General features: G+C 35.2%; 34 protein-coding genes and 1 tRNA gene. 12 read left to right on the forward strand and 23 right to left on the reverse strand.

Translation table 11 applies throughout. The features are described from left to right. Window positions 1–57: 57 nt before the first annotated feature. A complete protein-coding gene (gene purB / locus PQ459_09895) occupies window positions 58–1,485 on the reverse strand; it encodes an adenylosuccinate lyase (GenBank protein WDF45210.1) in 1,428 nt (475 codons plus the stop codon). Window positions 1,486–1,640: 155 nt separating this feature from the next. On the opposite strand from purB, the gene apaG reads away from it, so the two are divergent. Further along, a complete protein-coding gene (apaG, locus tag PQ459_09900; protein WDF45211.1) occupies window positions 1,641–2,024 on the forward strand; it encodes a Co2+/Mg2+ efflux protein ApaG in 384 nt (127 codons plus the stop codon). 23 nt (window positions 2,025–2,047) lie between these two features. Here the strand turns inward: apaG and PQ459_09905 are convergent, their stop codons facing one another. From PQ459_09905 to PQ459_09915, 3 genes are read right to left on the reverse strand one after another with little or no spacing between them, the layout of a single operon-like run. Further along, window positions 2,048–2,602 (reverse strand): 3'-5' exonuclease, encoded by a 555-nt coding sequence (locus PQ459_09905; protein ID WDF45212.1) that lies wholly within the window; start codon window positions 2,600–2,602, stop codon window positions 2,048–2,050. Further along, on the reverse strand, window positions 2,599–3,585 hold the full coding sequence (locus PQ459_09910) for a glycosyltransferase family 2 protein (protein WDF45213.1): 987 nt from the start codon (window positions 3,583–3,585) through the stop codon (window positions 2,599–2,601). The genes PQ459_09905 and PQ459_09910 overlap by 4 nt, the downstream gene beginning before the upstream one ends. Beyond that, window positions 3,586–4,464, reverse strand: coding sequence for a lysophospholipid acyltransferase family protein (locus PQ459_09915; protein ID WDF45214.1), 879 nt, complete (start codon window positions 4,462–4,464; stop codon window positions 3,586–3,588). 85 nt (window positions 4,465–4,549) lie between these two features. Here PQ459_09915 and PQ459_09920 point away from each other — a divergent pair, with 85 nt between their 5' ends. Beyond that, window positions 4,550–5,098 carry a thioredoxin family protein gene (locus PQ459_09920; protein WDF45215.1) on the forward strand — a complete coding sequence of 183 codons (549 nt, stop codon included), beginning with the start codon at window positions 4,550–4,552 and terminating at the stop codon, window positions 5,096–5,098. Window positions 5,099–5,168: 70 nt separating this feature from the next. Here the strand turns inward: PQ459_09920 and rplI are convergent, their stop codons facing one another. The 7 genes from rplI to PQ459_09955 all read right to left on the reverse strand — a co-directional run bounded on the left by rplI (window position 5,169) and on the right by PQ459_09955 (window position 11,668). Further along, window positions 5,169–5,687 (reverse strand): 50S ribosomal protein L9, encoded by a 519-nt coding sequence (rplI, locus tag PQ459_09925; protein ID WDF45216.1) that lies wholly within the window; start codon window positions 5,685–5,687, stop codon window positions 5,169–5,171. 129 nt (window positions 5,688–5,816) lie between these two features. Beyond that, window positions 5,817–6,119: a 30S ribosomal protein S18 gene (gene rpsR, locus PQ459_09930; GenBank protein ID WDF45217.1), complete on the reverse strand. Its 303-nt coding sequence runs from the start codon at window positions 6,117–6,119 to the stop codon at window positions 5,817–5,819. Between the two features lie 27 nt (window positions 6,120–6,146). Continuing rightward, window positions 6,147–6,488 carry a 30S ribosomal protein S6 gene (rpsF, locus tag PQ459_09935; GenBank protein ID WDF45218.1) on the reverse strand — a complete coding sequence of 114 codons (342 nt, stop codon included), beginning with the start codon at window positions 6,486–6,488 and terminating at the stop codon, window positions 6,147–6,149. 122 nt (window positions 6,489–6,610) lie between these two features. Beyond that, a complete protein-coding gene (locus tag PQ459_09940; protein ID WDF45219.1) occupies window positions 6,611–8,248 on the reverse strand; it encodes a GEVED domain-containing protein in 1,638 nt (545 codons plus the stop codon). A gap of 110 nt (window positions 8,249–8,358) precedes the next feature. Further along, entirely contained in the window at window positions 8,359–9,708 is a 1,350-nt protein-coding gene (locus tag PQ459_09945; GenBank protein ID WDF45220.1) for a chloride channel protein, read from the reverse strand. 2 nt (window positions 9,709–9,710) lie between these two features. Next, window positions 9,711–10,544: a dihydropteroate synthase gene (folP, locus tag PQ459_09950; protein WDF45221.1), complete on the reverse strand. Its 834-nt coding sequence runs from the start codon at window positions 10,542–10,544 to the stop codon at window positions 9,711–9,713. Between the two features lie 35 nt (window positions 10,545–10,579). Further along, the gene (locus PQ459_09955) at window positions 10,580–11,668 is read right to left on the reverse strand and encodes a DUF2891 domain-containing protein (GenBank protein ID WDF45222.1); all 1,089 of its coding nucleotides are present in this window, start codon (window positions 11,666–11,668) and stop codon (window positions 10,580–10,582) included. Window positions 11,669–11,845: 177 nt separating this feature from the next. Here PQ459_09955 and PQ459_09960 point away from each other — a divergent pair, with 177 nt between their 5' ends. The 8 genes from PQ459_09960 (at window position 11,846) to PQ459_09995 (ending at window position 17,461) form a co-directional block, all read left to right on the forward strand. Beyond that, the gene (locus PQ459_09960) at window positions 11,846–12,403 is read left to right on the forward strand and encodes a DUF1599 domain-containing protein (GenBank protein ID WDF45223.1); all 558 of its coding nucleotides are present in this window, start codon (window positions 11,846–11,848) and stop codon (window positions 12,401–12,403) included. Window positions 12,404–12,435: 32 nt separating this feature from the next. Then, on the forward strand, window positions 12,436–12,735 hold the full coding sequence (locus tag PQ459_09965) for a four helix bundle protein (GenBank protein WDF45224.1): 300 nt from the start codon (window positions 12,436–12,438) through the stop codon (window positions 12,733–12,735). A 116-nt stretch (window positions 12,736–12,851) separates the two neighbouring features. After that, on the forward strand, window positions 12,852–13,922 hold the full coding sequence (locus PQ459_09970; protein ID WDF45225.1) for a DoxX family protein: 1,071 nt from the start codon (window positions 12,852–12,854) through the stop codon (window positions 13,920–13,922). Window positions 13,923–14,031: 109 nt separating this feature from the next. Beyond that, window positions 14,032–14,382, forward strand: coding sequence for a TerB family tellurite resistance protein (locus PQ459_09975; protein ID WDF45226.1), 351 nt, complete (start codon window positions 14,032–14,034; stop codon window positions 14,380–14,382). 7 nt (window positions 14,383–14,389) lie between these two features. Beyond that, window positions 14,390–15,151 (forward strand): triose-phosphate isomerase, encoded by a 762-nt coding sequence (tpiA, locus tag PQ459_09980; GenBank protein ID WDF45227.1) that lies wholly within the window; start codon window positions 14,390–14,392, stop codon window positions 15,149–15,151. A 404-nt stretch (window positions 15,152–15,555) separates the two neighbouring features. Next, window positions 15,556–15,954, forward strand: a complete 399-nt coding sequence (gene mce / locus PQ459_09985; protein WDF45228.1) for a methylmalonyl-CoA epimerase — start codon at window positions 15,556–15,558, stop codon at window positions 15,952–15,954. Between the two features lie 63 nt (window positions 15,955–16,017). Next, window positions 16,018–16,091: transfer RNA gene (locus tag PQ459_09990), tRNA-Ile, on the forward strand. 110 nt (window positions 16,092–16,201) lie between these two features. Then, on the forward strand, window positions 16,202–17,461 hold the full coding sequence (locus PQ459_09995) for a hypothetical protein (GenBank protein ID WDF45229.1): 1,260 nt from the start codon (window positions 16,202–16,204) through the stop codon (window positions 17,459–17,461). Between the two features lie 31 nt (window positions 17,462–17,492). On the opposite strand, the gene PQ459_10000 is transcribed toward PQ459_09995, so the two are convergent. Together PQ459_10000 and PQ459_10005 are read right to left on the reverse strand one after the other, a co-directional pair. Then, a complete protein-coding gene (locus PQ459_10000; GenBank protein ID WDF45230.1) occupies window positions 17,493–18,320 on the reverse strand; it encodes a hypothetical protein in 828 nt (275 codons plus the stop codon). A 61-nt stretch (window positions 18,321–18,381) separates the two neighbouring features. After that, window positions 18,382–18,726, reverse strand: coding sequence for a hypothetical protein (locus PQ459_10005; protein WDF45231.1), 345 nt, complete (start codon window positions 18,724–18,726; stop codon window positions 18,382–18,384). 146 nt (window positions 18,727–18,872) lie between these two features. Here PQ459_10005 and PQ459_10010 point away from each other — a divergent pair, with 146 nt between their 5' ends. After that, the gene (locus PQ459_10010; protein WDF45232.1) at window positions 18,873–19,190 is read left to right on the forward strand and encodes a hypothetical protein; all 318 of its coding nucleotides are present in this window, start codon (window positions 18,873–18,875) and stop codon (window positions 19,188–19,190) included. 8 nt (window positions 19,191–19,198) lie between these two features. Here PQ459_10010 and PQ459_10015 read toward each other — a convergent pair whose 3' ends face one another. Then, window positions 19,199–19,426, reverse strand: coding sequence for a hypothetical protein (locus PQ459_10015; GenBank protein WDF45233.1), 228 nt, complete (start codon window positions 19,424–19,426; stop codon window positions 19,199–19,201). A 147-nt stretch (window positions 19,427–19,573) separates the two neighbouring features. Between PQ459_10015 and PQ459_10020 the strand changes: the two genes are divergently transcribed. Then, window positions 19,574–19,774, forward strand: a complete 201-nt coding sequence (locus PQ459_10020; GenBank protein ID WDF45234.1) for a hypothetical protein — start codon at window positions 19,574–19,576, stop codon at window positions 19,772–19,774. Between the two features lie 245 nt (window positions 19,775–20,019). Here PQ459_10020 and PQ459_10025 read toward each other — a convergent pair whose 3' ends face one another. The 9 genes from PQ459_10025 to PQ459_10065 form a co-directional block, all read right to left on the reverse strand. After that, entirely contained in the window at window positions 20,020–20,949 is a 930-nt protein-coding gene (locus PQ459_10025) for a hypothetical protein (GenBank protein ID WDF45235.1), read from the reverse strand. 126 nt (window positions 20,950–21,075) lie between these two features. Next, window positions 21,076–21,636 carry a hypothetical protein gene (locus tag PQ459_10030; protein ID WDF45236.1) on the reverse strand — a complete coding sequence of 187 codons (561 nt, stop codon included), beginning with the start codon at window positions 21,634–21,636 and terminating at the stop codon, window positions 21,076–21,078. Window positions 21,637–21,706: 70 nt separating this feature from the next. Beyond that, a complete protein-coding gene (locus tag PQ459_10035) occupies window positions 21,707–22,078 on the reverse strand; it encodes a putative peptidoglycan-binding domain-containing protein (protein ID WDF45237.1) in 372 nt (123 codons plus the stop codon). Then, a complete protein-coding gene (locus PQ459_10040) occupies window positions 22,075–22,500 on the reverse strand; it encodes a glycosyl hydrolase 108 family protein (GenBank protein ID WDF45238.1) in 426 nt (141 codons plus the stop codon). Before PQ459_10040 ends, PQ459_10035 begins: the two co-directional genes overlap by 4 nt. Beyond that, on the reverse strand, window positions 22,493–23,071 hold the full coding sequence (locus PQ459_10045; protein WDF45239.1) for a hypothetical protein: 579 nt from the start codon (window positions 23,069–23,071) through the stop codon (window positions 22,493–22,495). Before PQ459_10045 ends, PQ459_10040 begins: the two co-directional genes overlap by 8 nt. Next, window positions 23,046–23,600 (reverse strand): hypothetical protein, encoded by a 555-nt coding sequence (locus PQ459_10050; protein ID WDF45240.1) that lies wholly within the window; start codon window positions 23,598–23,600, stop codon window positions 23,046–23,048. The genes PQ459_10045 and PQ459_10050 overlap by 26 nt, the downstream gene beginning before the upstream one ends. A gap of 5 nt (window positions 23,601–23,605) precedes the next feature. After that, window positions 23,606–23,968 (reverse strand): hypothetical protein, encoded by a 363-nt coding sequence (locus PQ459_10055; protein WDF45241.1) that lies wholly within the window; start codon window positions 23,966–23,968, stop codon window positions 23,606–23,608. Further along, a complete protein-coding gene (locus tag PQ459_10060; GenBank protein ID WDF45242.1) occupies window positions 23,968–24,537 on the reverse strand; it encodes a hypothetical protein in 570 nt (189 codons plus the stop codon). The genes PQ459_10055 and PQ459_10060 overlap by 1 nt, the downstream gene beginning before the upstream one ends. Window position 24,538: 1 nt before the next feature. Further along, window positions 24,539–25,561, reverse strand: a complete 1,023-nt coding sequence (locus PQ459_10065; GenBank protein WDF45243.1) for a hypothetical protein — start codon at window positions 25,559–25,561, stop codon at window positions 24,539–24,541. Window position 25,562 lies beyond the last annotated feature (1 nt).

Below are 25,562 nucleotides of genomic sequence, written 5' to 3' on the forward strand. Positions count from 1 at the left end.
TAAAATCATTTATTAGATTTATTTTATAACAAAAAAATGCAGCCGAAGCTGCACAGATTATACTTTTAGGTCAGATTCCAAACCGATCAATTCGCTGTTCGCATCCAAAATCGGCTGAACTTCATTCGCAATGAATTCCTCCGTTTGGATGGGTGCAAAACCGATAAAGTTTTTCGGATCAAGGACTTCTTTTAATTTTGATTTATCAAGCTTTAAAGTTTCATCATTCAAAATCCTTTCGATCAAATCGTTTTCTTTACCTTCTTCTTTTACTTTTTTGGAAGCTTCCATTGAGTGAAGTCTTATTACTTCGTGGATTTCCTGACGGTCGCCACCAGCTTTCACCTCTTCCATAATGATGTATTCTGTTGCCATAAAAGGAAGTTCTTCTTCGATGTGTTTGTTGATTCTGTTTGGATAAACCACGATTCCGTTCATAATATTGTTCCAGATCAACAAGATTGCATCAACTGCCAAGAACGCTTGCGGAATGGTCAATCTTTTGTTGGCTGAATCGTCCAATGTTCTTTCAAACCATTGCGTTGAAGCCACCATTGCAGAACTGGTTGTCAAAGACATAACATATTTTGCCAATGCTCCGATTCTTTCACTTCTCATTGGGTTACGTTTGTAAGCCATTGCAGATGAACCGATTTGGTTTTTTTCGAAAGGTTCTTCAACTTCTTTCAAATTTTGAAGCAAACGTAAATCATTCGTGAATTTATGAGCAGACTGAGCGATATTTCCTAATAAAGCGACCACTTTCGCATCGATTTTTCTGTCGTAAGTCTGTCCGGAAACGCCGAAAACTTTTTCGAAACCGAATCTTTTTGACAATTCTTTGTCAAGATGTTTTACTTTAGAATAATCGCCGTTGAAAAGCTCTAGGAAACTTGCTGCCGTTCCAGTTGTTCCTTTCACGCCTCTGAAACGTAAAGTCTCTAAGAAAAAATCAAGCTCTTCGATATCTAAAACTAAACTTTGTAACCAAAGTGTTGCTCTTTTTCCAACAGTTGTCAATTGAGCTGGTTGGAAATGGGTAAATCCTAAAGTTGGAAGGTCTTTATATTGAATCGAAAAATCGGCAAGATTCTTCATCACGTTCACCAACTTTTTCTTTAAAATCAAAAGTCCGTCACGGATCTGTATCAAATCTGTATTGTCTCCTACAAAAGCTGAAGTTGCTCCTAAGTGGATAATTCCTTTGGCAGAAGGCGCCACGTCACCATAAGTATGAACGTGAGCCATCACATCGTGGCGGAATTTCTTCTCATATTCTGCCGCTTTGTCATAATCGATGTTTTCTGCGTTGGCTTTCAATTCAGCGATCTGCTCGTCTGTAATTTCAAGTCCAAGGTCTTTTTCGATTTCAGCGAGAGCAATCCAAAGTTTTCTCCAAGTGCGGAACTTGTTGTTGTGCGAAAAATTAAATAGCATTTCTTCACTGGAATAGCGCTCTTCCAATGGGTTTTTGTAGGAATTCATTTCTTTCTTTTTACTTTTTTAGATACACAAAATTAAGAAAATTAACCGATTGAATAAAACGAAAATGTACATTGACGATGGATTTAACCAAATTGTAATTTTCTAATCCAACAATCGGCGGGATATTTGTATCTCAATTTTAAAATCTAGCAGAAATGGTTTCTAAAAATACATCCGAAATAAGAGTCAGTGTCACCACTGAGTACGATAACTTCAACAGTTACCCATCTGAGAACCGTTTTGTTTTCCGTTACAATATCGAAATCGAGAATCTTGGAGTTGTTCCTGTAAAGCTCCTGTCGAGAAGATGGATGATCTATGACCTTGGTTTTGGATTCACAGAAGTTGAAGGTGCTGGCGTGATCGGACTAACGCCGGTGATTGAAGGTGGCGAGAAGTTCAATTACTTTTCTAATGTGATTTTAAAATCAGGTGTTGGAAATATGGAAGGACATTATGTTTTTGAAAATGCTGAGAAAGGAACCTTCAATGTTGGAATTCCGAAGTTTAATTTAGTCTCTGAGGTTTTAAGTAATTAACATCTACTAAATCTAAAATTATTCTACAAAAACTTAATTTTCTTATTAAAAACTTCTTTGATCTCATCATTTCTAGAGATCATCAATCTTTCAAAACTCAATAATGAGATCTTCGCACAAACTTCTGCATCAGCATCAGCTCTGTGGTGATTGAAGTCGATTTGATGTTGTTCTGCCAGGCTTTTCAATCCATAGCTTTTCAGATTTTTCCAAGCTTTTTTTGCAACGCCAATACTGCACAGATAATTAATTTTTGGCGTAAAAAATCCATAATGATCCAAGCAACCACGCAGAACATTCGCATCGAAAGAGGCGTTGTGAGCAATCATTAGATTTCCGTACATCAGATTTTCTATTTCATACCAAATATCTCCAAAAGTAGGAGCGTGCCTCACATCTTCCGGGTTGATGCCGTGAACCGCGACATTGTGATAATTGAAATATGGATAAGAAGGCGGTTTGATGAGCCAAGATTTGGTTTCTTTGATCACGCCATCTTCCACGATGCAAATTCCCAGCTCGCAAGCTGAGTTTTTTTCGTGAGTCGCGGTTTCGAAATCTAAGGCAATGAAGTTCATTCTTTTATTATTTTTTTTGATCCTAAAAAATGCTTGAACATCAACCACTTTATTTGGTAATATGGATCGATCTGATGTTGCTGTCTCAGTTGTATCGACTTGGGAAGCTGAATATAAAAGTAGACGTGTGCCCTCAAAACTGCCCAAAGAAATCGCCATCCATTTTTGTAAGCCAAATAAAAAGCGGCATAACCATCAAGGTGCAATCTGAAAAACAAGATGAAAAATACTTTCGAAGCTGGAAGATTCTTCAACATCATTGACAGATTATTCCTGAAATTTAGATAGGTTTTCTCTGGATTTTCCTTTTTCAACGTGCCACCACCAACGTGATAAACTTTGGATTTTCCGGTGTAATAAATCTTCTTACCTTCATTTTTAAGTCTCCAGCAAAGATCGATTTCTTCTTGATGTGCAAAGAATCTTTCATCAAAACCATTCATTTTCCAAAAATCCTCGGAACGCATAAATAAGGAACAGCCAGATGCCCAAAAGATTTCGGTCTCGTCGTCATATTGTCCGTTATCAAATTCTATATTTTCAAAAACTCTTCCTCGGCAATACGGATAACCGAGATTGTCTATCAATCCGCCACCAGCACCAGCAAATTCAAATTTATCCTTCTGATTGTAATCCAGAATCTTCGGTTGGATCGCTGCGATATTTTGATCTTCGGAGAATAATCTTAAAATTGGAGCAATCCAATTCTCGGTCACTTCCACATCGGAATTCAGTAAACAATAGATATCTGCTTTTATGGATTTCAATCCTTGGTTATAACCTGTTGCAAAACCAGAGTTGCTCTCATTTTGAATGATTTTGACTGATGGGAAATTTGATTTTAAAAATGGAATAGAATCGTCGGTCGAAGCATTGTCGATCACATAAATCTCCGCTTCTTTGGAATGTAGAATGACAGACGGGAGGAATTTTTCCAGCCAGTTTTTTCCGTTCCAATTTAGGATTGCAATTGCGAGAGTCATCTATTCTTCGTAGGTTTTGATTGCGTCTTGGTACTTCCATCTTCTGTGCGACCAGAGCCAATTATCAGGTCTTTTGTTGATGGTATTTTCCAAAAGTTTATGGAATTTTTTCACTACCTCGTGCTCCACAAACTTCTCTCCATCGGGATAGATCCTGTGGTAGTTCACTTGATAGTAACCACGTTTCACTTTCTTCATTTCGCAATAGATAAAAGCCATATCCATTCTGGTAGACAATTTATCATAGCCGATGAAAGCCGGTGTTTTCTGATTCAAAAACTTAAGTCCATAGTTGACGTTGGAAACGTGAGGCGTTTGGTCTGCTACGAACATATAAATAGAATTTCCGTCATTAGGATTTCGGAAAATATGTTTGATGACATCATTAGCTTCCAGAGACTGGTTGTCGAATCTATTTCTGATGGTCTTTATTTTTTGTTCCCAAAATTTGTTACTCATTCTTCTGTAAACAGGATGTGAGTTTTCCTGAGGAACGATTGTTTTCAGAGCATTGAACCATTCCCAATTGAAAACGTGACCAGACAGAAGAATGACGTTTTTTCCTTCTGATTTCGCTTCGTGGAAAAGATCTTGGTTTAAGTGTTGCATCCTCACTCTGGACTCGACATTGCTGATTGTAAAAGCTTTTAGCATCTCTGCAAGATAATCGCAGAAGTTTGCGAAAAACTTTTTGGAAATCATATTAATTTCTTCATCTGACTTTTCAGGAAAAGAGTTCTTTAGATTTTCTAAAACTTCCTTTTTTCTATAGCCTACAATATAATAAGTAGTGAAAAACAAAATATCTGAAAATATATATAATATCTTCAGTGGTAATTTTGAAATTAATAATAATATATTGAATAGAAATTGATTCAAACTATGTGTTTATTGGCAAATATACTGAAAAATGGCTGGATAATTGCTTAAATTTGGTGTTGTAAAAATCAATATTTTAATAAAAATGAAAAGAAACATCTTAAAAATACTTTTTCTTGCAAGTCTTGTCACATTTTCCGCAGTCAGTGCACAAACTCAAGATAAGCCTTTGAGCAAAGAACAATTGGAAGCTAAAAAGAAAGCTGCGGCAGAGGAAAAGGCCAAATTACCGAAACCTTACCATCCTGAAGCCAATGCAGAATTGGAAATAAAAAATGCGGTTGCACTTGCTAAAAAAGAACATAAAAATGTAGTTGTACAAGCTGGTGGAAACTGGTGCATCTGGTGTTTGAGATTCAACAACTATGTGCAGCAAACGCCAGAACTTAAAAAATTGGTTGATGATAATTTTGTTTACTACCATCTGAACTGGTCGCCAGAAAATAAAAATGAGAAAATTTTCACAAGTTATGGCAATCCTGGAGAGAAGTTTGGTTATCCGGTTTTCATCATTTTGGATGAGAATGGAACACAAATCCATACGCAGGATAGTGCAGTGTTGGAAGAGGGAAGTGGCTACAGTCTTGAGAAAGTGAAAGAGTTTTTCAATACTTGGAAACCGAAAAAATCATAGGAAGTACATTTCACAAAAAAAACCATCTCGAAAATATCGGGATGGTTTTTTTATGATTTTTAAAATCTAATTAAGCTTCTTCAGAAGGAGTCTCCTCTTCAACTTTAGCTTTTGGAGCTGCTGGTTTTGGAGCCTCTACTGGAGCATCAGAAACGATGTTGAAATCAAAGTTGTACTCTACATTTCTGTGAAGTCTGATCAATGCAGTCACTGTACCAGTTCTTTTGATTGTGTTTCCAGGGATTTTTATATATTTTTTATCAACGTTTACACCAGCTTTTGCCAAAGCAGCAGCAAGGTCAGCATTGTTGATAGAACCGAATAGTCTGTCTCCAGTTCCTACTTTTGCAGGGATCGTTACAGATGTTTTCTTCAATTGATCTACTACAGCATTTGCAGTAGCTACCAATTTAGCTTCTTCTTCTTTTCTAGATTCCAAAGTCGCTTCTAGAGCTGCTTTGTTTTTAGGCGTTGCTAATAAAGCAAAACCTTGAGGTAGTAAAAAGTTACGAGCGTAACCTGGTTTTACATTTACTGTATCGAACTCAAGTCCTAAGTTCTCTACGTCTTGTTTTAGGATAATTTCCATTGTTGTTGTCCGTTTTAGAGATCCGAGTTCCGGGTTTTAAATCCGGTTTTCTCATCACTTCGTTAGAATTTAATATTAATTCAGCAACAAAAGAAGCAGGCGAACCTACTTCCTTTATTTATTTTTGTCTTATTTCAAAAGATCTGCTACGTAAGGCATCAAAGAAAGGTGTCTTGCTCTTTTGATAGCTGCAGATACTTTTCTTTGGTATTTAAGAGAAGTTCCTGTGTATCTTCTTGGTAAGATCTTACCTTGTTCGTTTACGAATTGTAAAAGGAAGTCAGCATCTTTGTAATCTACATGCTTAATTCCGAATTTTTTGAATCTACAGTACTTTTTATCAGTTTTTGTATTGATATCAAGTGGAGTAAGAAATTTTACTTCAGATTCACCTCCAGCAGAGGCTTGTTTTGCCATATCATCTATTGCCATGATTTTAAAATTTTAAAAGGTTAATAATTAAGCTTTAGCAGATTTGATTTTGCTTCTTCTTGTTACTGCATAATCGATAGCGTGTTTGTCAAGTTTAGTCGTTAAATAACGGATCACTCTCTCATCACGTTTGAAAGCAGTTTCAAGATCTGCAACTACAGTTCCTTCTCCTTTGAATTCGATCAGTGTGTAAAAACCATTCTTTTTCAATTGAATAGGATAAGCTAATTTCTTAAGTCCCCAATTTTCTTTGGCAACGATTTCGCAATTGTTTGAAGTCAATAGATCTTCAAATTTTTTCACTGCTTCCTCCACCTGAGCATCAGATAGAACGGGAGTTAAAATGAAAACAGTTTCGTAATTGTTCATAATGTTAATTTATTAATTAAAAATTCGAGTTGCAAAAGTACAACTTTTTTCTAAACTACAAACACTTAGCATAAAAAAATCCCGTCAAAATTGACGGGATTAAAATTTGATTTTAAAAATGATTATTTCTTGATTACTTTATTAGAAGTAGTAGAGCCATCTTCCATAGTTGTTGTTACAACGTAAACTCCAGAGTTGAACTTGCTGAAATCGATTTGAGATTTAGCTTCGTTGATTTCTTTTGTCAACAATTGTTTTCCAGTTACATCAAATACTCTGATAGATTTGATTTTTCCTTGAGTTTCGATGTTGAAGATATCTTTAACAGGGTTTGGATAAGCTTTGATTCCATTTTTAGAAACGTCTGAAACTGCTAGTGTTCCAATGTTTAGAGTGTAATCTTCAACTTGTCCGTACGTAGAAGTGCCACAAGGTGTAACGTTTCCTCCTAATGAACTGTCGTGCAATCTAACTCTCATACGTGTTGTTCCAATAGTAGCTGTAGCAGGAATTGTTATAGATCCTGTCCAAGGTGATACCTTTGTTGGAGTAACTAAAACTTGTTCTCCTGCATCTGCAAAGTCTTTGTCGTTATTCAAATCAATCCAAACTAAAACTTGATCATTGGAAAAAGATGTTCCTGAGAATGTAGCGGTAAAAGTGTAAGTACTTCCAGCTGTTACATTTCCTACGGTTGAAGTGAAATCTTCATAGCCTGCGGTAGCTGTTGAGCTTTTGTTGATGTCGGCAAATGTAACGTTTGTTATCTTTTCAAAACTAGTGGAAGTTGCGCCTGCCGTACAGTATGCAGGAGCTGCAGTAGTGAAAGAATAAACGGTGGTACATCCAGTAGCTGAACCAACAGTGTTTTTAGGAACTACTCTCCAGTAATAAGTAGATGATGCATCTAGATTTGTAGCTGTGTAGCTTGTTCCAGAAATGTTACCCACAAGTGTTGTTGGGTTTTCTGTTTTATCCAAATAAACATCATACGAATCAGCGGTTCCTGTCGTTGGAGCAGACCAAGATAGTGTTTGAGAAGCAAAAGCAAGATTTGTCGCACCATTTGCAGGTGAAGTCAATGTGGAACATCCAGGAGCTACAACTGGAAGAGGAGCAGTTACAACTTTGAAGTCATCAATTGCAAATCCAAACTGATCCTCAGATGTTGTCTGAATAGCAATATAAATTTGTTGTCCTGAGTACGCATTCAGATTGTAAGTGTATTCGTGCCACAGGGCATCGCTTGGAGTTGTTACAACAGCTGAAACTGCTGTGAAATTAGAAACTGCTGTTCCGGTAGTAGAAACCAAAACTTTGAATTTTTCTGCGCCATACTCGGCATCACAACCTTTAGCCCAAAAGCTTACAGAAGCTCCTAGACCAGCCGTTAACTGCACTTGTGGAGAAATTATCCAGTCATTGTTCCAAGGTGCAGTGGTTGCAGCAAAGTTGACCATCATTTTTTCTCCTGTTCTAGCACTCCAATCTGAAGTTTCAGAAGGTGTCATTGGAGGTGTAGTTGTGTTTGAATTGAAAACCTGAAAAGATTTAGCAACCTGAGTATTTGGAAATGTAATTCCTGTAAAACCATAAGTTGGTTTCAAATCAACATCTGTAAGTGTCCAGGCACCTACATTTGCAATTGCAAAATCTGTGTACGTTTCAAAACTGTCTTCAAATAGGACTGTTTGAGCATTCATAACATTGGATGTGGACAGGCCTGCCAATGCTACTAAAGAGAATAGAATTTTTTTCATAATAAAAATTTATTTTTTGATTCATTTCAAAATTATGAAAAAAAACTTAACAAACGTTAATAAATTATGATTTTAACATTTATATAATCTTAAATGTGTGTCGTGTATAACTATTTTTCACTTTTAATATCATTAATAAAATTGACTTTAAGCACCTCGTACAAAGAATGACGGCTCACTAGAACAGAAAAAATTGACGACATCATCCCGGCTAACATCAAGTGAAATATCAAAGAATGTCGGTCCGTCATTTCCAAAACCAAAATCGCTGATGTAAAAGGCGCTCGTGTAATTCCTGTGAGAAAAGCGACCATTCCTGCCAAGATCAAAACATTCGTTTCATTATCCGTAAGATTCATAATGTTCGCAAAAACACTTCCAATAGATGCGCCAGTAGAAAGCGCCGGTGCAAAAATTCCACCTGCGCCACCAGATGTAAAAGCCAAAGCCGGACCCAACATTCTGAGAATTGGAACGTACCAAGCTTCCGTTTTATTTTCTGTAAACAGAACCCTCTCTATAATGTCTTTTCCAGAACCAAGAATATCTCTATTGATGAAATAGGCAATTGTAGCAACGATGAGTCCGCAGATTACAAGAAATACGACATTGGAAAAATCGGTTTTTAATTTCTTTTTTAATCGATTGATTTTCAACATTGCCACAGAAAGCTGACTGCTCAGTATTCCACAAATGCCAGAAGTGAAAACAATCGGGAACATAATCCACAAAGTCACATCGCTCGTTTTTGGATAGCCAAGATATAAATAAGAACCAGCAAAAGATTGCGCTGTAAGTCCAGCAATGATAACCGCCGTGAACAAGGCAGTTTTGAAATAATTGATGTGCGTCTTCGACAATTCTTCCACCGCAAAAACAATTCCTCCAAGTGGTGTGTTGAAAGCGGCGGAAAGTCCAGCTGCCGCACCGGTCAAAATCATATTTTTCTTAGAAATTTTTGGCCACCAGTCGGGTAGGAGCTCATAAACTTTTCGGAACACAGAACCAGCGATCTGAATGGTCGGTCCTTCACGTCCAATTGCGCCTCCGCTAGAAACCAAAACGAAACTGGAAAGAATTTTTATAATGATGATCCTTAGACTCAATAATTTATAGATCAAATGATTGTCTTTTGGATTGGCAAGTTCTACGGCGGCCATTACCTGCGGAATTCCGCTTCCCTTTGCAAACGGCGCATATTTCTTTACCAGCCACCAGGAAAGCACGAAACCAATAGGCGTGATAATGAAGATCATCCAAAGATTCCAATTCAATATCTTATTGAGTGTGTGCTCGCCAAAAGCAAATATCTGAGCGTACAAAACTGCAATGATTCCCGTAATGATAGAGCCAATCCAAAATGGAACAGCCTGCAGAAGGTTTTCCTTCAGCCTTTCATTATGAATGTTATCAAAAGATCTCTTGAGAACTTTCCTGATGTACAGTAATAATCTTTTCATACTCAGAGCTTCAAAGTTTCTGGATTGTGCAGGCGGATGATCTTCGCGCCTTTTTCTATTAATTTCAAATGTAGATCTAAAGTTTCTTTTTCAACTTCATTGGCTTGTTTCCCCAATGGTTTGTAGATAAATGACTTCTTCGAGATTCCTGCAAGAATAGGATATTTTCCAAAACCGATGTATTCAAATTCATCAATCATTTTGTATTGGTCGTCAACCGTTTTTCCAAATCCGAAACCTGGGTCGAGGATGATGTCTTTGATTCCTTTTTGATTTAATTCTAATAATTTCTCTGAGAAAAATCGATTGATTGACAAAATGATATCATCAAACTTAATTTTCTCGTGCATCGATTCGTAACTCGGATTGATGTGCATCAATATATAAGGTAAACCCGTTTGCGAAACCACATTCAGAAGTTCAGAATCAAATTGTCCAGCCGAAATGTCATTCACCAAATCGATTCCTTCATCAAAACCAAATTTCACAACGTCAGCATAAAACGTGTCCAGCGAAATCAAACTTTCCGGAAATTCTTTTTTGATTAATGAAATCACATTTCCAATTCTTCGGATTTCCTCATCAGCCTTCAAATATTCTGCATTTGGTCGCGTAGACTGTGCGCCAATATCGATGATGCTTGCGCCGTTTTTCAGGAGGTTTTCTGCTTGTATCAGCGCATTTTTTTCAGAATTAAATTTCCCGCCATCCGAAAAAGAATCGGGCGTGAGGTTCAAAATTCCCATTAATTTTGGCTTCGACAAATCAACCAATCTGCCATTGCAATTGATTGAAAAAGGATTATCGTTTTGGGAATTGGTAACAGAAAAGTTCATTTTAAATTTTAAATAAGGAATATTTTAAAACAATTTTAATGATAAAATCGTTTTTCTAATTGGTCATCGCATAAACCGCAAAACTCGCCAACCAATTGGTCGCCACCATAATTTCCTTGAAAAATAATCGGAAGCGAATTCTCGATGAATTTCTCCCGCGTAATTTCAAATTTTTTTCTAAGTTTATTTCCTTCTGGTAAACCATTCGCAATATTTTTCATTGCCCAAGCTTTCGAAAACGATAATCCAACCAGATGAACGGTTTGATAATCGTTCAAATCACTGATGATGGGAATTTGTTCGATATTTTCCAAACTCCTTTTTTCGTAGAAATTACTCAGCCATTTTTCAAATTCTTTTTGTGGCATAATTCTGCTCATCAATTCTGCAATTTCCAGACTTGGCGAGAAGAAATCACTTCCGTCAGGCTCCAAATAAGCCGGCGTTTTTGTGTTGTTCAAATAGAAAATTTTGGCTTTGTCAGACAATTCTTTCTCGAAGATTTTATCACCCGTCTGTCTCGCCCAATCGATGGCGAAACACATTGCAAATGCGGTGTTTGGATGAACACCAGTTCTGTTTGGGTAGGTTTGTTTTGGTAAATAAGCTTTCCAAAGTCTCAGGATTTCATCTGTCAAAGGTTTCAAATTCTGATGCCAGAATTTAGCTTTCGGATGATTCCATTTTGCCAATTCTTCATCCAGTTTGAGAATCCAAGCCCAGCCGTAAGTTCTTTCAAAATTCTGTGCGACTTGATATTTTGTAAAATATTTTGCTTCTTCTTTAATTTTTTCTGATGAAAATGAGGCTTCTAAAATAGAGATGATTTGGTCTCTGTTTTCCAAATTTTGTTCAGTCCTTAATAATCTCACCAACATCCAATGTCCGTGAACAGAGCTGTGCCAATCGAAACAGCCGTAAAAACTCGGGTGCAATTCTTTCGGCGTCAGGACTGCATCTTTTTCAGAATTGATGACGTGCGCGGTTTTATTTGGATATTCTAGGTTGATGCATTTCAGAGGCATTGATGCCAGTTTGTTTGCCATTTCTGCCGTCAGTTCCGATTTTTGTTGAGCGTTGACAAAAAGTGAAGACATTAGAGAAAGTGAAATGGCTGTTTTCATTCGTGGGTTTTAATTGTTTGATGTTCATTTTCAATCGCTAAAATTTTTTTTTGATGTTTCAAAAGATGGCGATTTTATTAAGGAAAATTTGGAATCATAAAAATAGTTAATTTTTCCGGTTGGCAATCAAAATTTGAAAACAACAAAATTTGTATCTTTGACCAATTAGACAGATTTATGCACAATACATCCGCCCAGTTTGACGACGTTATCACGGTTTGCAGGGACTTATTTCAGAAAAAAATGAAGGATTATGGAACCTCGTGGCGCGTTCTTCGCCCAAGTTCTATTACCGACCAAATCTACATCAAAGTCAATAGAATCCGTACTTTGCAGATGACCGATGTGAAAATGGTGGACGAAAGTGAGGAAGACGAATTCATCGCCATCATCAATTATTCCATCATCGGATTAGTTCAATTAGAAAAAGGTTTTTCTGATGAACTGAATGCCAATCCAGAAGAAACGATGGCACTTTACAATTCCTACGCTCAAAAAGCAAAGGACTTGATGGAGCGCAAAAACCACGATTACGGCGAAGCTTGGCGCGAAATGAGAATCTCATCCATCACCGATTTGATTTATCAAAAAGTCCTCAGAACCAAACAAATTGAGGACAACAACGGCGCAACTTTGGTGTCCGAAGGTTTGGATGCGAACTACTTTGATATGCTCAACTACGCAGTATTTTGTTTAATAAAGATGGAAGTGGGAAGTCAGAAGAGGGAAGATTAAAGATTCTGTGGAAATGTAATTTGTGTGTTACGATGAGTTTTAAATTTGAAAAATTAATTATTTGGCAAAAATCAATGGATTTTGGAGAAACAATATTTCAAATTTCCAAAGATTTTCCAAAAGATGAAATGTTCAATTTGGTTTCTCAAATTAGAAGAGCGGTAGATTCTATTGCACTGAATATTTCTGAGGGCTCAATTTTACAATCCAATCCTGAGTTTAAAAGATTTTTAGGTTTTTCGATTCGGTCTTTGGCAGAAGTCGTAACGTGTTTATATAAAGCAAAAAATAGGAATTATATTTCAGAAAAAAAAATTCAAAGAATTGTATAACGAATCATATCAATTAATGAATCAAATCATTGGATTCAGAAACCAACTAAAAGATTAATCTATGCATAATATCGTCAACACCCATCTTCCATCCTCTAACTTCCATCTCTAAAATTATGAAAGCAGTTTTACGCTACATTGTCGCACTCATATTCATCGCTTCCGGATTTGTGAAAGCGGTTGACCTCAAAGGATTTTCTTTTAAGTTAGAAGAATATTTTTCGCCCATCGTTTTTGACTTGCCATTTTTGGAGAAATATGCTTTGGTATTTTCAATCATCGTGGTTTTGCTGGAGCTGGTTTTAGGCTTTATGTTATTAATGAAAATCAAGCTTAAAGAAACCATTTATGCCTTGATTGCACTTTGCGTTTTCTTTGGATTTTTGACATTCTATTCTGCTTATTTTAATGTCGTTACAGATTGTGGATGTTTCGGAGACGCTTTGAAATTCACGCCTTGGCAATCGTTTTGGAAAGATATTACGCTATTGGTTTTATTAATAATCTTGGCAGTTTTATATAGAAAAAGAGAAGAAGATGAAGTCGTGAGATTTGGAAAATTACCGTTGTTGGGCGTTTTCGTTTTGGTAATGTTTTTCGTGATGTACCGCGGACTTTTCCACGAACCGATGATTGATTTCCGAGCTTATGCAATTGGGACGGATTTGGCTTCGGAGAAAGATAAAATCAATAAAAATCCTTCGGAATATAAGACTTTTTATTCATTGAAAAATTCAAAAACCAACGAGGTCAAAAAAGTAGACCAAGACGAATACATCAATAAGGAATATTGGAAAGATACGACTTGGCAAATCGAGGAAGGAAAAACATCTTCCGAAATCGTGAAAAAAGGCTACGAATCCGAAATCTCGAAATTTAAAATCGAGGACACAAACGGAAACAACATCACAGACGAAATCCTGAAAGAGCCAAAAGTAATCATCATTTTCACTTACAAACCTAAAGAAGCCGACGCAGAATTGGTCAAAAAAACTGAAACTAAGGCTTTATCAGAAAAAGCAGAAGTAATCGGCGTAAGCACGCAACCTGATTTTTACAAGCAAGTTCCAAACTATATGATGGACGAGATTGCTATCAAAACCATCGCCAGAAGCAATCCTTTCATCTTGATTTTGGAGAAGGGAAAAGTGGTTGAAAAATTGGGCGCAAAAGATTATTTGGATTAATAATCTTAAATTTGAAATGCTGAAAACAATTAGTGACTTTTAAAATCAAAAAATAAATATTGTATTAGCCTAACATCCAAAGTCTAATATCTAACATCTATATTATATAATGAGAAAATCAAACAAACCAATCGCTGGCTATCACTTACTGATGATTTTGTCCGCAGTCGATGGAATCATAAAACCGGAAGAAGGGCTCAAAGTTCAGGAATATATGACCGAGGAATTTCCTTTCCGTCTCAATTTGGACGACGAGCTGGAAATCATCGCACAATTGACGTCTGACCAGTGGCAAGACCACTTCGAGTTTCACGCCAAATGTTTCGAAGAAGATTCTACCGAGCAAGAAAGAAAAGACTTCATCCAATTCGCAAAATCCCTCATCAAAGCGGACAACAAAGTGAGTGATGACGAGCACAAATTTTACATCCTACTGAAAAACCTTTGGAATTTAAAATAATATCAAAATGAGAAAGAACATTGTTGCAGGAAACTGGAAAATGAACAAAACCTACGCTGAAGCACAAGAATTGATGGCTCAGCTTTTAGAATACAAAAAAAACAACACCACCAACTGCGAGGTTTTCATCGCTCCGCCAGCATTGTATCTGGCTTCTGCTAAAGAAGTTTTCAAAAATGGCGAAGTGGGCGTTTATGCTCAGGACGTTTCAGAATACGCGAGTGGCGCGTACACAGGCGAGATTTCTGTGGATATGCTGGCATCCATCGACGCAGACGGAAGTTTGGTGTCGCACTCCGAGAGAAGAACGTTCCACGGCGAAACCGACAGCCACGCAAATAGAAAAGTGAAAGCCCTTTTGGACAAAGGCCTCACGCCAATCTATTGCAACGGCGAGAAGTTAGAAGAGAGAAAATCCGGAAGACATTTCGAGGTTGTAAAAAACCAAACCGAAACCGCACTTTTCACCTTATCCGCAGAGGAAATCAAAAAAGTCGTGATTGCCTACGAACCAGTTTGGGCCATCGGAACCGGCGAAACAGCCACTGCAGAACAAGCGCAGGAAGTCCACGCCTACATCAGAAGCCTGATTGCTGACAAGTACGGCAAAGACGTTGCAGACGAAATTTCCATCCTTTACGGCGGAAGTGTGAAGCCAGATAACGCCAAAGAAATCTTCTCCCAACCCGACGTAGACGGCGGTTTGATTGGAGGCGCCGCGCTAAAAATCGAAGATTTCACAAAAATCATAGAAGGATTCAATTCATAAATAAAACTTACTTTGTCAAATCGAAGATTGGGCTTAGCCAAAGTTTATCCGATTTGACAAAGTTTTTTTTGGAGCTTAATCCCGCTATCCGTTGCAATCTTTTTTGCACCACATTTGGTCATAATAAAGAAAGCGAAGTCAAAGCAAAAAAGGATTTCCACTACTATCGGGGCTAGGGGTTTTGTCATCCAAACAAATTTTGTCATCCAATAGTTAGCATTCAGATAATTATTAATTGAACCATTATTGTTTTTCTTTGCTGAGCGTCAGCGTCTTTGCGAGCCTTAAAAATATTTTCAATTAATTTTTAAAAAAAATCTTAGCGAACTTTGCGTTAATTTTTTTTTATTCAGCTTCAGCATCTCAAAAATTTATCACCTTACTATTTTTAAAATTAAAACAATATGAAAATAGAACACCTTGGCATCGCCGTGAAGTCTCTTTCAGATTCAGATGATTTATTTGCCCGACTTTTGGGGAAATCAAACTACAAACAGGAATCTGTAGAAAGAGAAGGCGTTACCACCTCTTTTTATGAACTTGGCGAAAGCAAAATAGAACTTCTGGAAGCTTCAAACCCCGAAAGTCCAATCGCCAAATTCCTCGACAAAAAAGGCGAAGGAATCCATCATATTGCCTTCGGTGTAGAAAATATCCAAGCAGAGATAGAAAGATTAAAAAAAGAAGGCTTCATTTTCATCTCCGAAGAACCCAAACAAGGTGCTGATAACAAATTAGTTGTCTTCCTTCACCCAAAATCTACCAACGGTGTCTTGATAGAATTGTGTCAAGAAAAACCCTAAAACGTTTTGTAGATAGAGAAATTTTGCTATTTTTGCAAACATAAAATTTAACCAATTTTACGAGGTCCTATAGCTCAGTTGGTTAGAGTCCCTGACTCATAATCAGGTTGTCCTTGGTTCGAGCCCAAGTGGGACCACTCGCCAAAGAAACCACTCCCACAAAGGTTTCTTTGGCTTTTTTTAAGCCTCAAGAATTCGGCAGTTAATGCATTCACGTAACATTAAACGTAACATTAAACTGTCAGCAATGAAAAAAACTAAATCAAAAAATTCACGAAAACCGCTTCGTAACGGTTGTTCACGTACTCAATTCTATTTTTCTCCGGAAAACTTATTAAGCTCAAAATCGAATGAAACTCTTGAAAAAGATTGTTTTATTGAGTGTAGATTTCACGATCCAAAATTTAAAGAAAAATATCCTTCTGGATTTCAATTCCGGAAAAGACTTAACGAATGGAAAAAATTATCCGAAAGACAAGCTGCAGCCAAATCTTATAAGGAAGAAATGGAAAAACTATTGGATTTGAATCATTACAATCCAATTACAAAAATCTATATGTCCGATGAGTCGTTGGAGTTAGGACCTCATACAGATTTTAAAACCGCAATAGAAAAAGGAAGATTAAAATTATCTGGATCCGAAAAACATTTAAATGAAGTTAGGATTGCAATGATTCGTTTTTGCAAAGGATTGGATATTATGAATTATAGTTTTATGAATATTTCATCCGTGAAAATATGGCATATCATTAATACTTTAGAAAGCTTAGAATTAGGCTCCAGCTATTATAATAAGTTCAGACAATATTTATCGGATATTTTCAAAGAACTCATTCAGCGCGGTTGTATTGAATATAATCCAGTTAGGGATATTTCAAAAAAGAAAACTAATCCAAAAATCAGAGAACTGATTTCTGCTGAAAAATTGAAATATATCGATAAATATTTAATTGAAAAGCATTACAATTTCTACAGATACAAAGAGATATTTTACAGGTCTGGATCTCGATCATCTGAAATGTTCAGAATTCAACGTAAACACGTAAATCTAGAATCTCAGGAATATATTATGCAAATCCAAAAAGGATCTTCCTATAAATGGGTTACTAAAGCAATCAATGTTCAATCACTAAAATATTGGAAAGAAATAATTAAATTATGTACATCTGATGAAGATTATCTTTTTTCAATTAATCAAGAACCAGGTTCTACAAAAGTTTCTGAAAAAAGGGTTACAAGAAAATGGTATGACTATGTTAAGAATGGTGATAATATAAAAGATGAAAATGGAAAAGTAATCACAGTTACTGAAGACTTTTATGCTTTCAAATCTATGTACCTCGATGAATTAGATGCAATTCAACATTCAGCCAAAGTCATTCCAATTGATTTTAATATCGCACAAGCTGCAGCATCACATACTAGTGATAAAACAACTTCAATATACGCAGTTAAAAGAAATCAAAGACAACTAGATTACCTAAAGAATGTAAAGACCGGAACGTAAAAAAGGCCCTGATTTATTCGGGGCCTTTTTATTATGTTGAATAAGGAGAAGAATTCTCATCAATTATAAATCTGTACTTTTCTAACTTATTAGAACTATCATTTTGATTTAAATGTTCTCTGAAATCTCTATTTAATTCATAAGTCAAAAAGTAATAAAAAAATAAAGCTTTTACTGATTTATTCATTTTCCTTTCTCCTGAAAAGAATAAACTTAATGATGACTTATCCAAAGCTATTTGAGAAACCAAATCGTTTGTATTTAAACCAAATTCTTTCATTTTATCATGAATCCATTCTGGTGTAATATCAGCAACATCAAGCGAATATCTGATAGGCAAAATTTTAGCGTTGGGAAATATTTTTTTTGCCCTTTCAATTAGTTCTTTTCTATTAAGAATATATCCATTAATAATTCTTTTTTGAGTTATTTTAACGGTGTCATTATCTAATTGTTCAATTTCAAATCCAAGCTTTTTGTAATTCTTTATCGAAACTTCAATACTCTCTTTTTGATCATTTAAATTATTCGAACTAAATTTTTCCTTGAAAGTTTCACGCATCCACTGAGTAAATCCAACCATACCAATATCAAGAAAAATCCTATTATATTCTTTTGACTGATTTAACCTATCTAAAGATTCGTGGAGTTTATCCCAATCAATTTCTGTGTTTGAATTATCAAAATTGATATATTTTTTTAAATCAGTTTTTATTTTCTCCAATTTGACATCATCCTTGATAGGTTTCCAATGTTCACTGAACTTAAACGAACAAGATTCGTTGGAAAAGTTTTCAAAATCTTTTTGTAATTGTTTGAGAGTTTCAGATTTATCAGTTATATTTTTTTTAATTGTCATGATTTTAAGATTTGTAGGTTTGAAAAATAAAAACAAAGGGGCGGGGTTTATACCCCTTTGTTTATTTAATTTTAATTTCTTCTAAATTTGTCAAATCGAATATTGCAATTTGTTTTTGATTTTTTCCAAATGCTTTTGCAAATATTTGATCTTCATTTTTGAATATTTTGACAGAATCAAAGTAAAACTTTCCATTCTCAACATTTAACCACCCACCAACTATTTTTCCGTGTTGTAAAGCGTGATTAATAACTCTCTCTAAACTTTCAATTCCGTGTGAATCTTGTGTTTCAAGGTATGCAACTGAAATACCAAATTTCACAGGTCTTAAAGTTTCTAAATTCAAAGTGAATCCATCGGGATTTTTTTGTGAGTATTCCCAAACTCTCTCAATTAATTGTTCCATTTTAGTAACTTTTTTTGTTTGTCGTTTTTTTTAAAGAACCCCTTTGCTTTTGATACATCAAAGATATTAATTTGTTTGCTAATAGCAAACTATTTTTTAAATTATTTTTAATTTTATTTTAATAATTTATTTTTGAAATTTGCAGAATGAAAATCAAAGGTACTATCCGGGAATCTGTAGAACGAAATGACAAAAGCGTTATCGTTGAATTTTTCGGTGATCCCAAAAAGCAACATTTTGAAGTGCATTGTACATTTGACCCATTTGAAGCAACAATTCAAAAATGGGATTTCTGGGAATTTAAAATCAGATGGGAAACTGAAATATTTATTGAACCTAAGACCGGCAAAAAATCCTATTTCACACATTTATTTTGTGACGAGGCAAAACCGATTCATCAGATGGGAAGAAATGTTGAAAGAAATTGGCAAGATGCCAGGAATGAAAAAGACCTCGAAGAATGAGGTCTTTGTTACTTATACCCGTAAAAAACAAGATCCCTTTTATAACTTGCAACCTCAATATCATTGAAAGAATTATTATCCATATCGCTGACTATTTTCGCTCTAATTTCTTTGATGTGATGTAAGTTTTCTTCAGGACCTTCTAATTCATCAAACAATTCTAAGATTTTTGGTCTTAGTTCCTGCATTACTTCCACGTCACTTCTTTTACAAGCGCTGACATAGGACCACAGCATTTCAGTCAGATGCTTAATATTCAATTTCCAATCTTTATACATCTTTCAAAGTTGGTAAAATTCAGACTACTGTAAAAATAAATTGTGATACAAATTGTAACAAAATTATGTTTGCATTAATAGCTGAATTTTATGCAATTTTGAAAAATGAAAGAAAGAATATTAGAGTTTTTAAAAACTCAATTTGAGATTTATGGAAACGCATCTGGAACCAACTTCTTTAAAATTTCTCAAGCTGTTGATATTTCTCGCGATGAAATAATGACATTGTTGGATGAATTACGAAACGAAAAGAAAATCAGGAAACAAGAAGGATTGAATGAACCTTTGTACTTCTTGAATAAATAATTATTAAAATAAAAAAAAACCTACAAAATGTAGGTTTTTCTTTAAATTACTTAGTGTGTGTATTTCTGACAGACACATGATGATTGTATTTTTCTATGTGTGAAATGTTTGAATTATTTTTACAATTATTCCCCCTATAGAAACTATTTTTTTGATTTTCTATTAACTTTCTCATTAACTCTGAAGGATTTACAAAAGCTTCCTTATTTTCTTTAATTAAAGTTATATTTCTCATTTTTTTTATTTTAAACAGCTGGGTTTTCTTGAGGTAATTCTGTTTCTTGATTCTCTACGTTTTCAACATTAGAAACAGTATCTAAATTAATAATTTCTGCAGTTTCTGAGTCTTCACTAACATTATCAGATTCTTCTTCTTCAGGGATTAATTCTGATATTAGTTCAGTTCTTTGTCTTCTCATTAATTTTATTAAAGATCGCTCGATTATAACTTCATCTTCATCTACCCAACGAACATTCTTAAATATGCTTTTTGCTTCATCATAGTCAATAACAAATCCATGTGATGGATAGCTTGTGATTAATGTAGAAACTAATTCATAATCATCACATAACCTAGAACCATAATCGTGAGCAATACTTATCGCTCTTTGCACTTCACCTAATTTAACTGGATCAATTTGGGCACTAATTGGAGATATGAGTCCAATTGATAATCTAGAACCTATCTCCGCAGCAGTTTTTGTTGTTATCGATCCTTGACTTCTCCTTTTTAGTCCTAAAAAGTTTTCTTCAAAGGATTTATAAAGTTGATCATTTAAAGATACTAAACTTTGAACAAAATTTAAGCCAGACATATTTGACAATTCATCATCTTTTGCAAGCTGAATATCTAATGGTCCAAATTCGCCAAAATCACTCATAACAATTTCGTCTGCGCCCAAAGCCATCAGTGTTCCCGTACTCTTACATACTCCAAATACATAAATAGTTAAGGAATCGTAGTAGCGCTTTATAGAGCGTATAATTCTATAACCAGCATCAGGATCTCCACCATAAGTAGTTAAAATCAAAGAGCATCCTTTTTTTCTATCTTCTTTATCCCTTATAATTTTTATAAATTTATCAACATTATCATCTTCTATAGTACCTACATATATATAAAAATCTTGATCTCTTTCATTTATTAGCGTGCGGAGTGTTTCATCAAAGTTCATGGTAATTTTTTATTCAAATCTAATATTTTTTTTAATATAAAATACTTTTACTATCATTATTTACTTTTAATTAACGATAATATTGTTGATTTAAACAATTTGATCTAATATTATAGTCAACAGAGGTTATAAACATTGTCCATCTTTATCTGATGATTTTTTTTCCAGAGATTCCAAACTATATCTTTCATTTTGTATTTTTATCATATCAAAAAGAATTTCACGTATAATTTTAAAAAGACGGTTTGCATCTTTGATTTTTGCAGATAATTCTTCTGGTAAAGACATAACCTTATCTGTTTTGTAACCATTTTTATTCGGTGCCAATTTCAGCACTTCCATTCCTTCTATACCGTCATAATACAAATGTTGACCATGTAATAATTGATTTCTAAATTCAGTGAGTTTAACAAAGTCCTTTCTAAATTGCGACAGTTTTGCTAACAAAGCGATATTTACTGGATCAGTTTTATCTTTTAAAATTTCGTTTACCATTGCCTCATAAACAGCCGAAAGAGGTTCTGCGGAAAACATTTTATTTCCGAAAATAACTACAGCAATTTTATCATCTCGTAATCCGTTTTCTGTCAGTAAAAACTCACAAGAATGCCTAATCCAAGTTACAACACTTTCAAAAGAGTAAACAAAATTACCCACTAGTGCAAACTTTGCTCCTATATCGTTCATATTATTTTTTCACTAATATAATAACAAAAATCGACACCTATAAAAGTGCCGATTTTTATTATTATTTATATTATTTAGTTTCCTGATATAGCGCCCTTCGCATCCATCCTTTCAAAAACTTATCCTGTTTAGGATTTTTGACCGTTATATTCAGATAATATTGAGCATTTTTTATGATGAGTTTTTTATGCAGCAGATCCTTCGCTAGTTTCTGATTGTCGGAATAAAGGCTGTCGATTTTAAGATCTTTTCTGAATGATACAATCATCAATGAGTCATATTTATGCTGATAGCCTAAATCGATTCGTAAAGTGTCGGTTTTAATAATCGGAAATGAATCGACAATTACCAAAGGTGGTTTTTCTTCTTGCGGTCTTGCTTCATTTCTTTTGCAGGATGAAACTACAAATGTCATCGATGTAAGTAAAATTAATTTTTTCATAGTAAATAAGATGTTGGATTATTGATAGCTTTGATTAGCTCACTTGTTATTTTTCCAGTCTTAGGAAGCCCCAAAACCTCTTGAATATTCTGAATACTTCTAGACTGCCCCGAATTCACTCCGAAATCATACAAAGTATCAGCAGTATTTTGATCTTCGGTTTTATCGCCTCCGACAACGTCCCAGAACTTGGTTTTGTAAAATTCCATTTTTAATCTTTCCAGTTCCGGATCATTAATCTTCTGCCCGTGTTTGATGCCATTCTTTTTTTTGAAAGCATCAACGATTGGCCAACCTTTCCAATCAGGCCAGTGGTTTCGCGCAATTCCGCAGTATGTTTCGCCTCCGGTGTCACCTTTCACGTGATTCCAACCACCTTCATTAGCGTTGGTCTTTTTGTATGCTATTTTGAAATCAGCCATCTTTTTTGTTTTTTTTGAAGTAAATAAATATGAAGGTCATTATTATTGCGATCGCTCCGAGAATGATTGCCGTAATGTAAATTCCAGTTGTTGTATCAGTTGTTTTGAGATCCTTTGCAGAATTCTGAATGCTTTTTCCTGCTTTTTTCAAGTTTTCCTCTTTAACTGCAGCTCTAGCATATTTCTCAAGAAGATTTTCAGATTCTGATTCTGAATTTGACCTTTTGGACTTGTCAGAATTTGACCTTTTAGATTTGAATTTCACATCTGCATTTCCGGTAACAGTTAAAGCTTGGATTGTATCGCCATTCTCAATATCAAATATTTCCAAAGGTTTCCCTGTTTCCGCTTTTCCTTTGATTTCAATTTCGGTCGCTGATTCTTTTTTCTGATCAGAACTTTCACTCTTTTTCACTTCCTTTTTTTGATCTTTTTCTTGAATCAAGGAATCTGACTTTTTAGTAATTTGGATTTCTGAATATTCTTCTGATTTGAATTTCTCTTTTTTTGTGACCTTTGTCCTACATCCGAATAAAACAAAGATGCTAAGGATTAGTAGTAGTGTTTTCATTATTTTGGGTTTTGAAGGTTTCTAATTCAATATTCTCCTGGAACTTTTCCAGCTTTTTCATCCAGCCGATTGGCGGAAATTTGCCGTTAGTTATGATGCTCATATTTCCCATTGCGGATCCAGCAGGCCATATGAAGACAATGAATTGTATTAATATTTTAAAATAGTCGGCGATGAAAGGAATACCTTTGAAAATCTCGTGAATCATTACGAATAATGAATATCCTGCGATACAAAAACCTATTTTGATCGTTAATCCAACTGCATTTTTTTTTAGCGTGAAATCCTTTTTTATGAAGGCGTGAACTATGGAACCTAAAATATGATCAATAGCAATAGCGTAAAAAACGAAAATCATAAACCACTGATTGACTATATACCATTTTGAAAGACCTTCAAAAGTAGTTACGAAAACAGCCGGTACAGTAGCCAGTTTAAAAGCAGAGATCACCTTGTCAGTTCCGATACCATTATGAATGATCTGGAGGTTTTTGATGATGAATTTTAATATTGTCGTGATGATTTTCATTACTTCTAATTTGAAAAGTGATTGATTGATTTCTTGCAATGATCTTCATCAATTTTATCAAGAATTTCTGCAAGTGATTTTCCTGTGTTGGACAAAGTATGATCGCGTTGATTTTTCCCTAAAGCACTTGAAATTGTTTCGCGAAAATCTCCGAATTCATATCCGTTCTCCGATCTCAAAAATCGATTCCAAAGGGATTTGTATTGGTAGTTACCGAATCGGTCCACAGCGATGGCAAAGCCGCGCCAATATCCTGAAATTCTTTTCATCGTAAAGGGTTCTTTGATGAAAACCACATACACAAATGAGATTGGTTCCAGTAGGATGAAAAGAAAAATGGAGATTAATGCAAGGATTAGATTTTTCATTATGCTGGATTTTGTTGATTAAATATATCCTTCACGATATCCAACACATCAGGATGCGATTCTTTGTTGTCAAAATATCCCATTGCATCGTCGTTACTGATGGCGACTTGAAGAATCAAATACATTGATACGGGATTTTCTTCGCGACGCTTGAAGCTTGAATATCGATTGAATGCCGGCATCAATTTATACGGTGAATTTTCATAAGTAATTTCTTTCGGAACTATCTGTATTTCGCCTTCAATTTCTATTTCTGCAGTTGCTTTAAAGTTTGGATTTGGCAAAGGATTTCCAGCCGAATCAGTAAGCATTACCATATAATCATTTGAGATCAGCCAATCTCTACCTTTACTCAAAGTAGAATGCTTAAACTCTTTCAAATGGATACCCGAATCTTTATTAATGTAATTCGTTTCAGCCGAAATATACCAGCGCTTTTCACGGAAATTATAGTTTTCTCCGATCACGCCAATCACGCGGATAAGACCGCTTCTGGGACAATCTGAAATCTGATAAACTCTATCATATTCTTCAAAATTGTATTGCTCTAAATTGATTTCTGTTTTCATATTATAAAATTGTGAGTCTTGTGAATAATATTCCTTTGCTCTCAAGGAAGGCTTTAGCAGATATAACTGCTGAATTATTAGAATATCTGGAATTGTAAAAATCGAATGTGACTTTATTTGTGACAGATGGTATTCCCGTCCAATCGAAATTATTCACCCAACCTAGTAATGTAGCATCAACGTTGGCGGTTGACATAACAGAAGTAATAAACAATGCAGCATTCGTAATTCTTCGTACATCAACTTCTCCAAGCGATGGAGGATTGGTATAGCCTCGACATAAATTATCCATATTTGTCAAAACCTCTGATCGGATAACTATTCTCCCGCGCATATTCGATAAGTAGAAACCTCCCGATATTGTGGTTAATTTCGGTGCAATTATCTGAACTTCAGAAACCAACGCTAATGGTGCGCTTCTGTAAAAATCGGTACCATTCACAAGATTTAAAAAGAATCCAGAAATAACAGATGTTAGAGGAGTTGCAACATTGGCAAATGTGTAGGAAGCCAATGTTGCATCATCTACGATGTAGCTAGATAAATTAGCGAGTGGACCAAATGCCTTAGTATTTACGAATATCCTATTGAGTTCGTTAAATCTTACGAAGGGAGCATTCCAAGTCATATTTATGGTGTCTTCAAAAGCATAACTCGAAAACTTGAAGCCTAAACCAATTTCGTAAACCCACGTCATTTTACGAGCATCCGGAGATTGATTATTAAACCTTAATTGAGCTGTCCCGATCAAGGTTATTTCGTAGATATTTGGTGTTGCGAAAGTTAAAATTCTAGCAGTAGATAAATTCGAGTTTGAAACACTGATATCTGGTCTTCCATCGCTTACCTTTAAGATGAAATTAGTCGGATAAGTCGACGCAAATGTCACATCAATTGGCAAAACAAATCGATTATCTAATTGCGCCCCATTGGTTGCTCCAGGTAGAATGTTTCGCGTGTCGATTTGAAATCTAAAAACACTTTCTTCATCGTCAAGCATTAGAAAAAAAGGAACTATGCTCATC

Source organism: Chryseobacterium sp. KACC 21268 (genome assembly GCA_028736075.1).
In the GTDB taxonomy this organism is placed as follows: domain Bacteria; phylum Bacteroidota; class Bacteroidia; order Flavobacteriales; family Weeksellaceae; genus Epilithonimonas.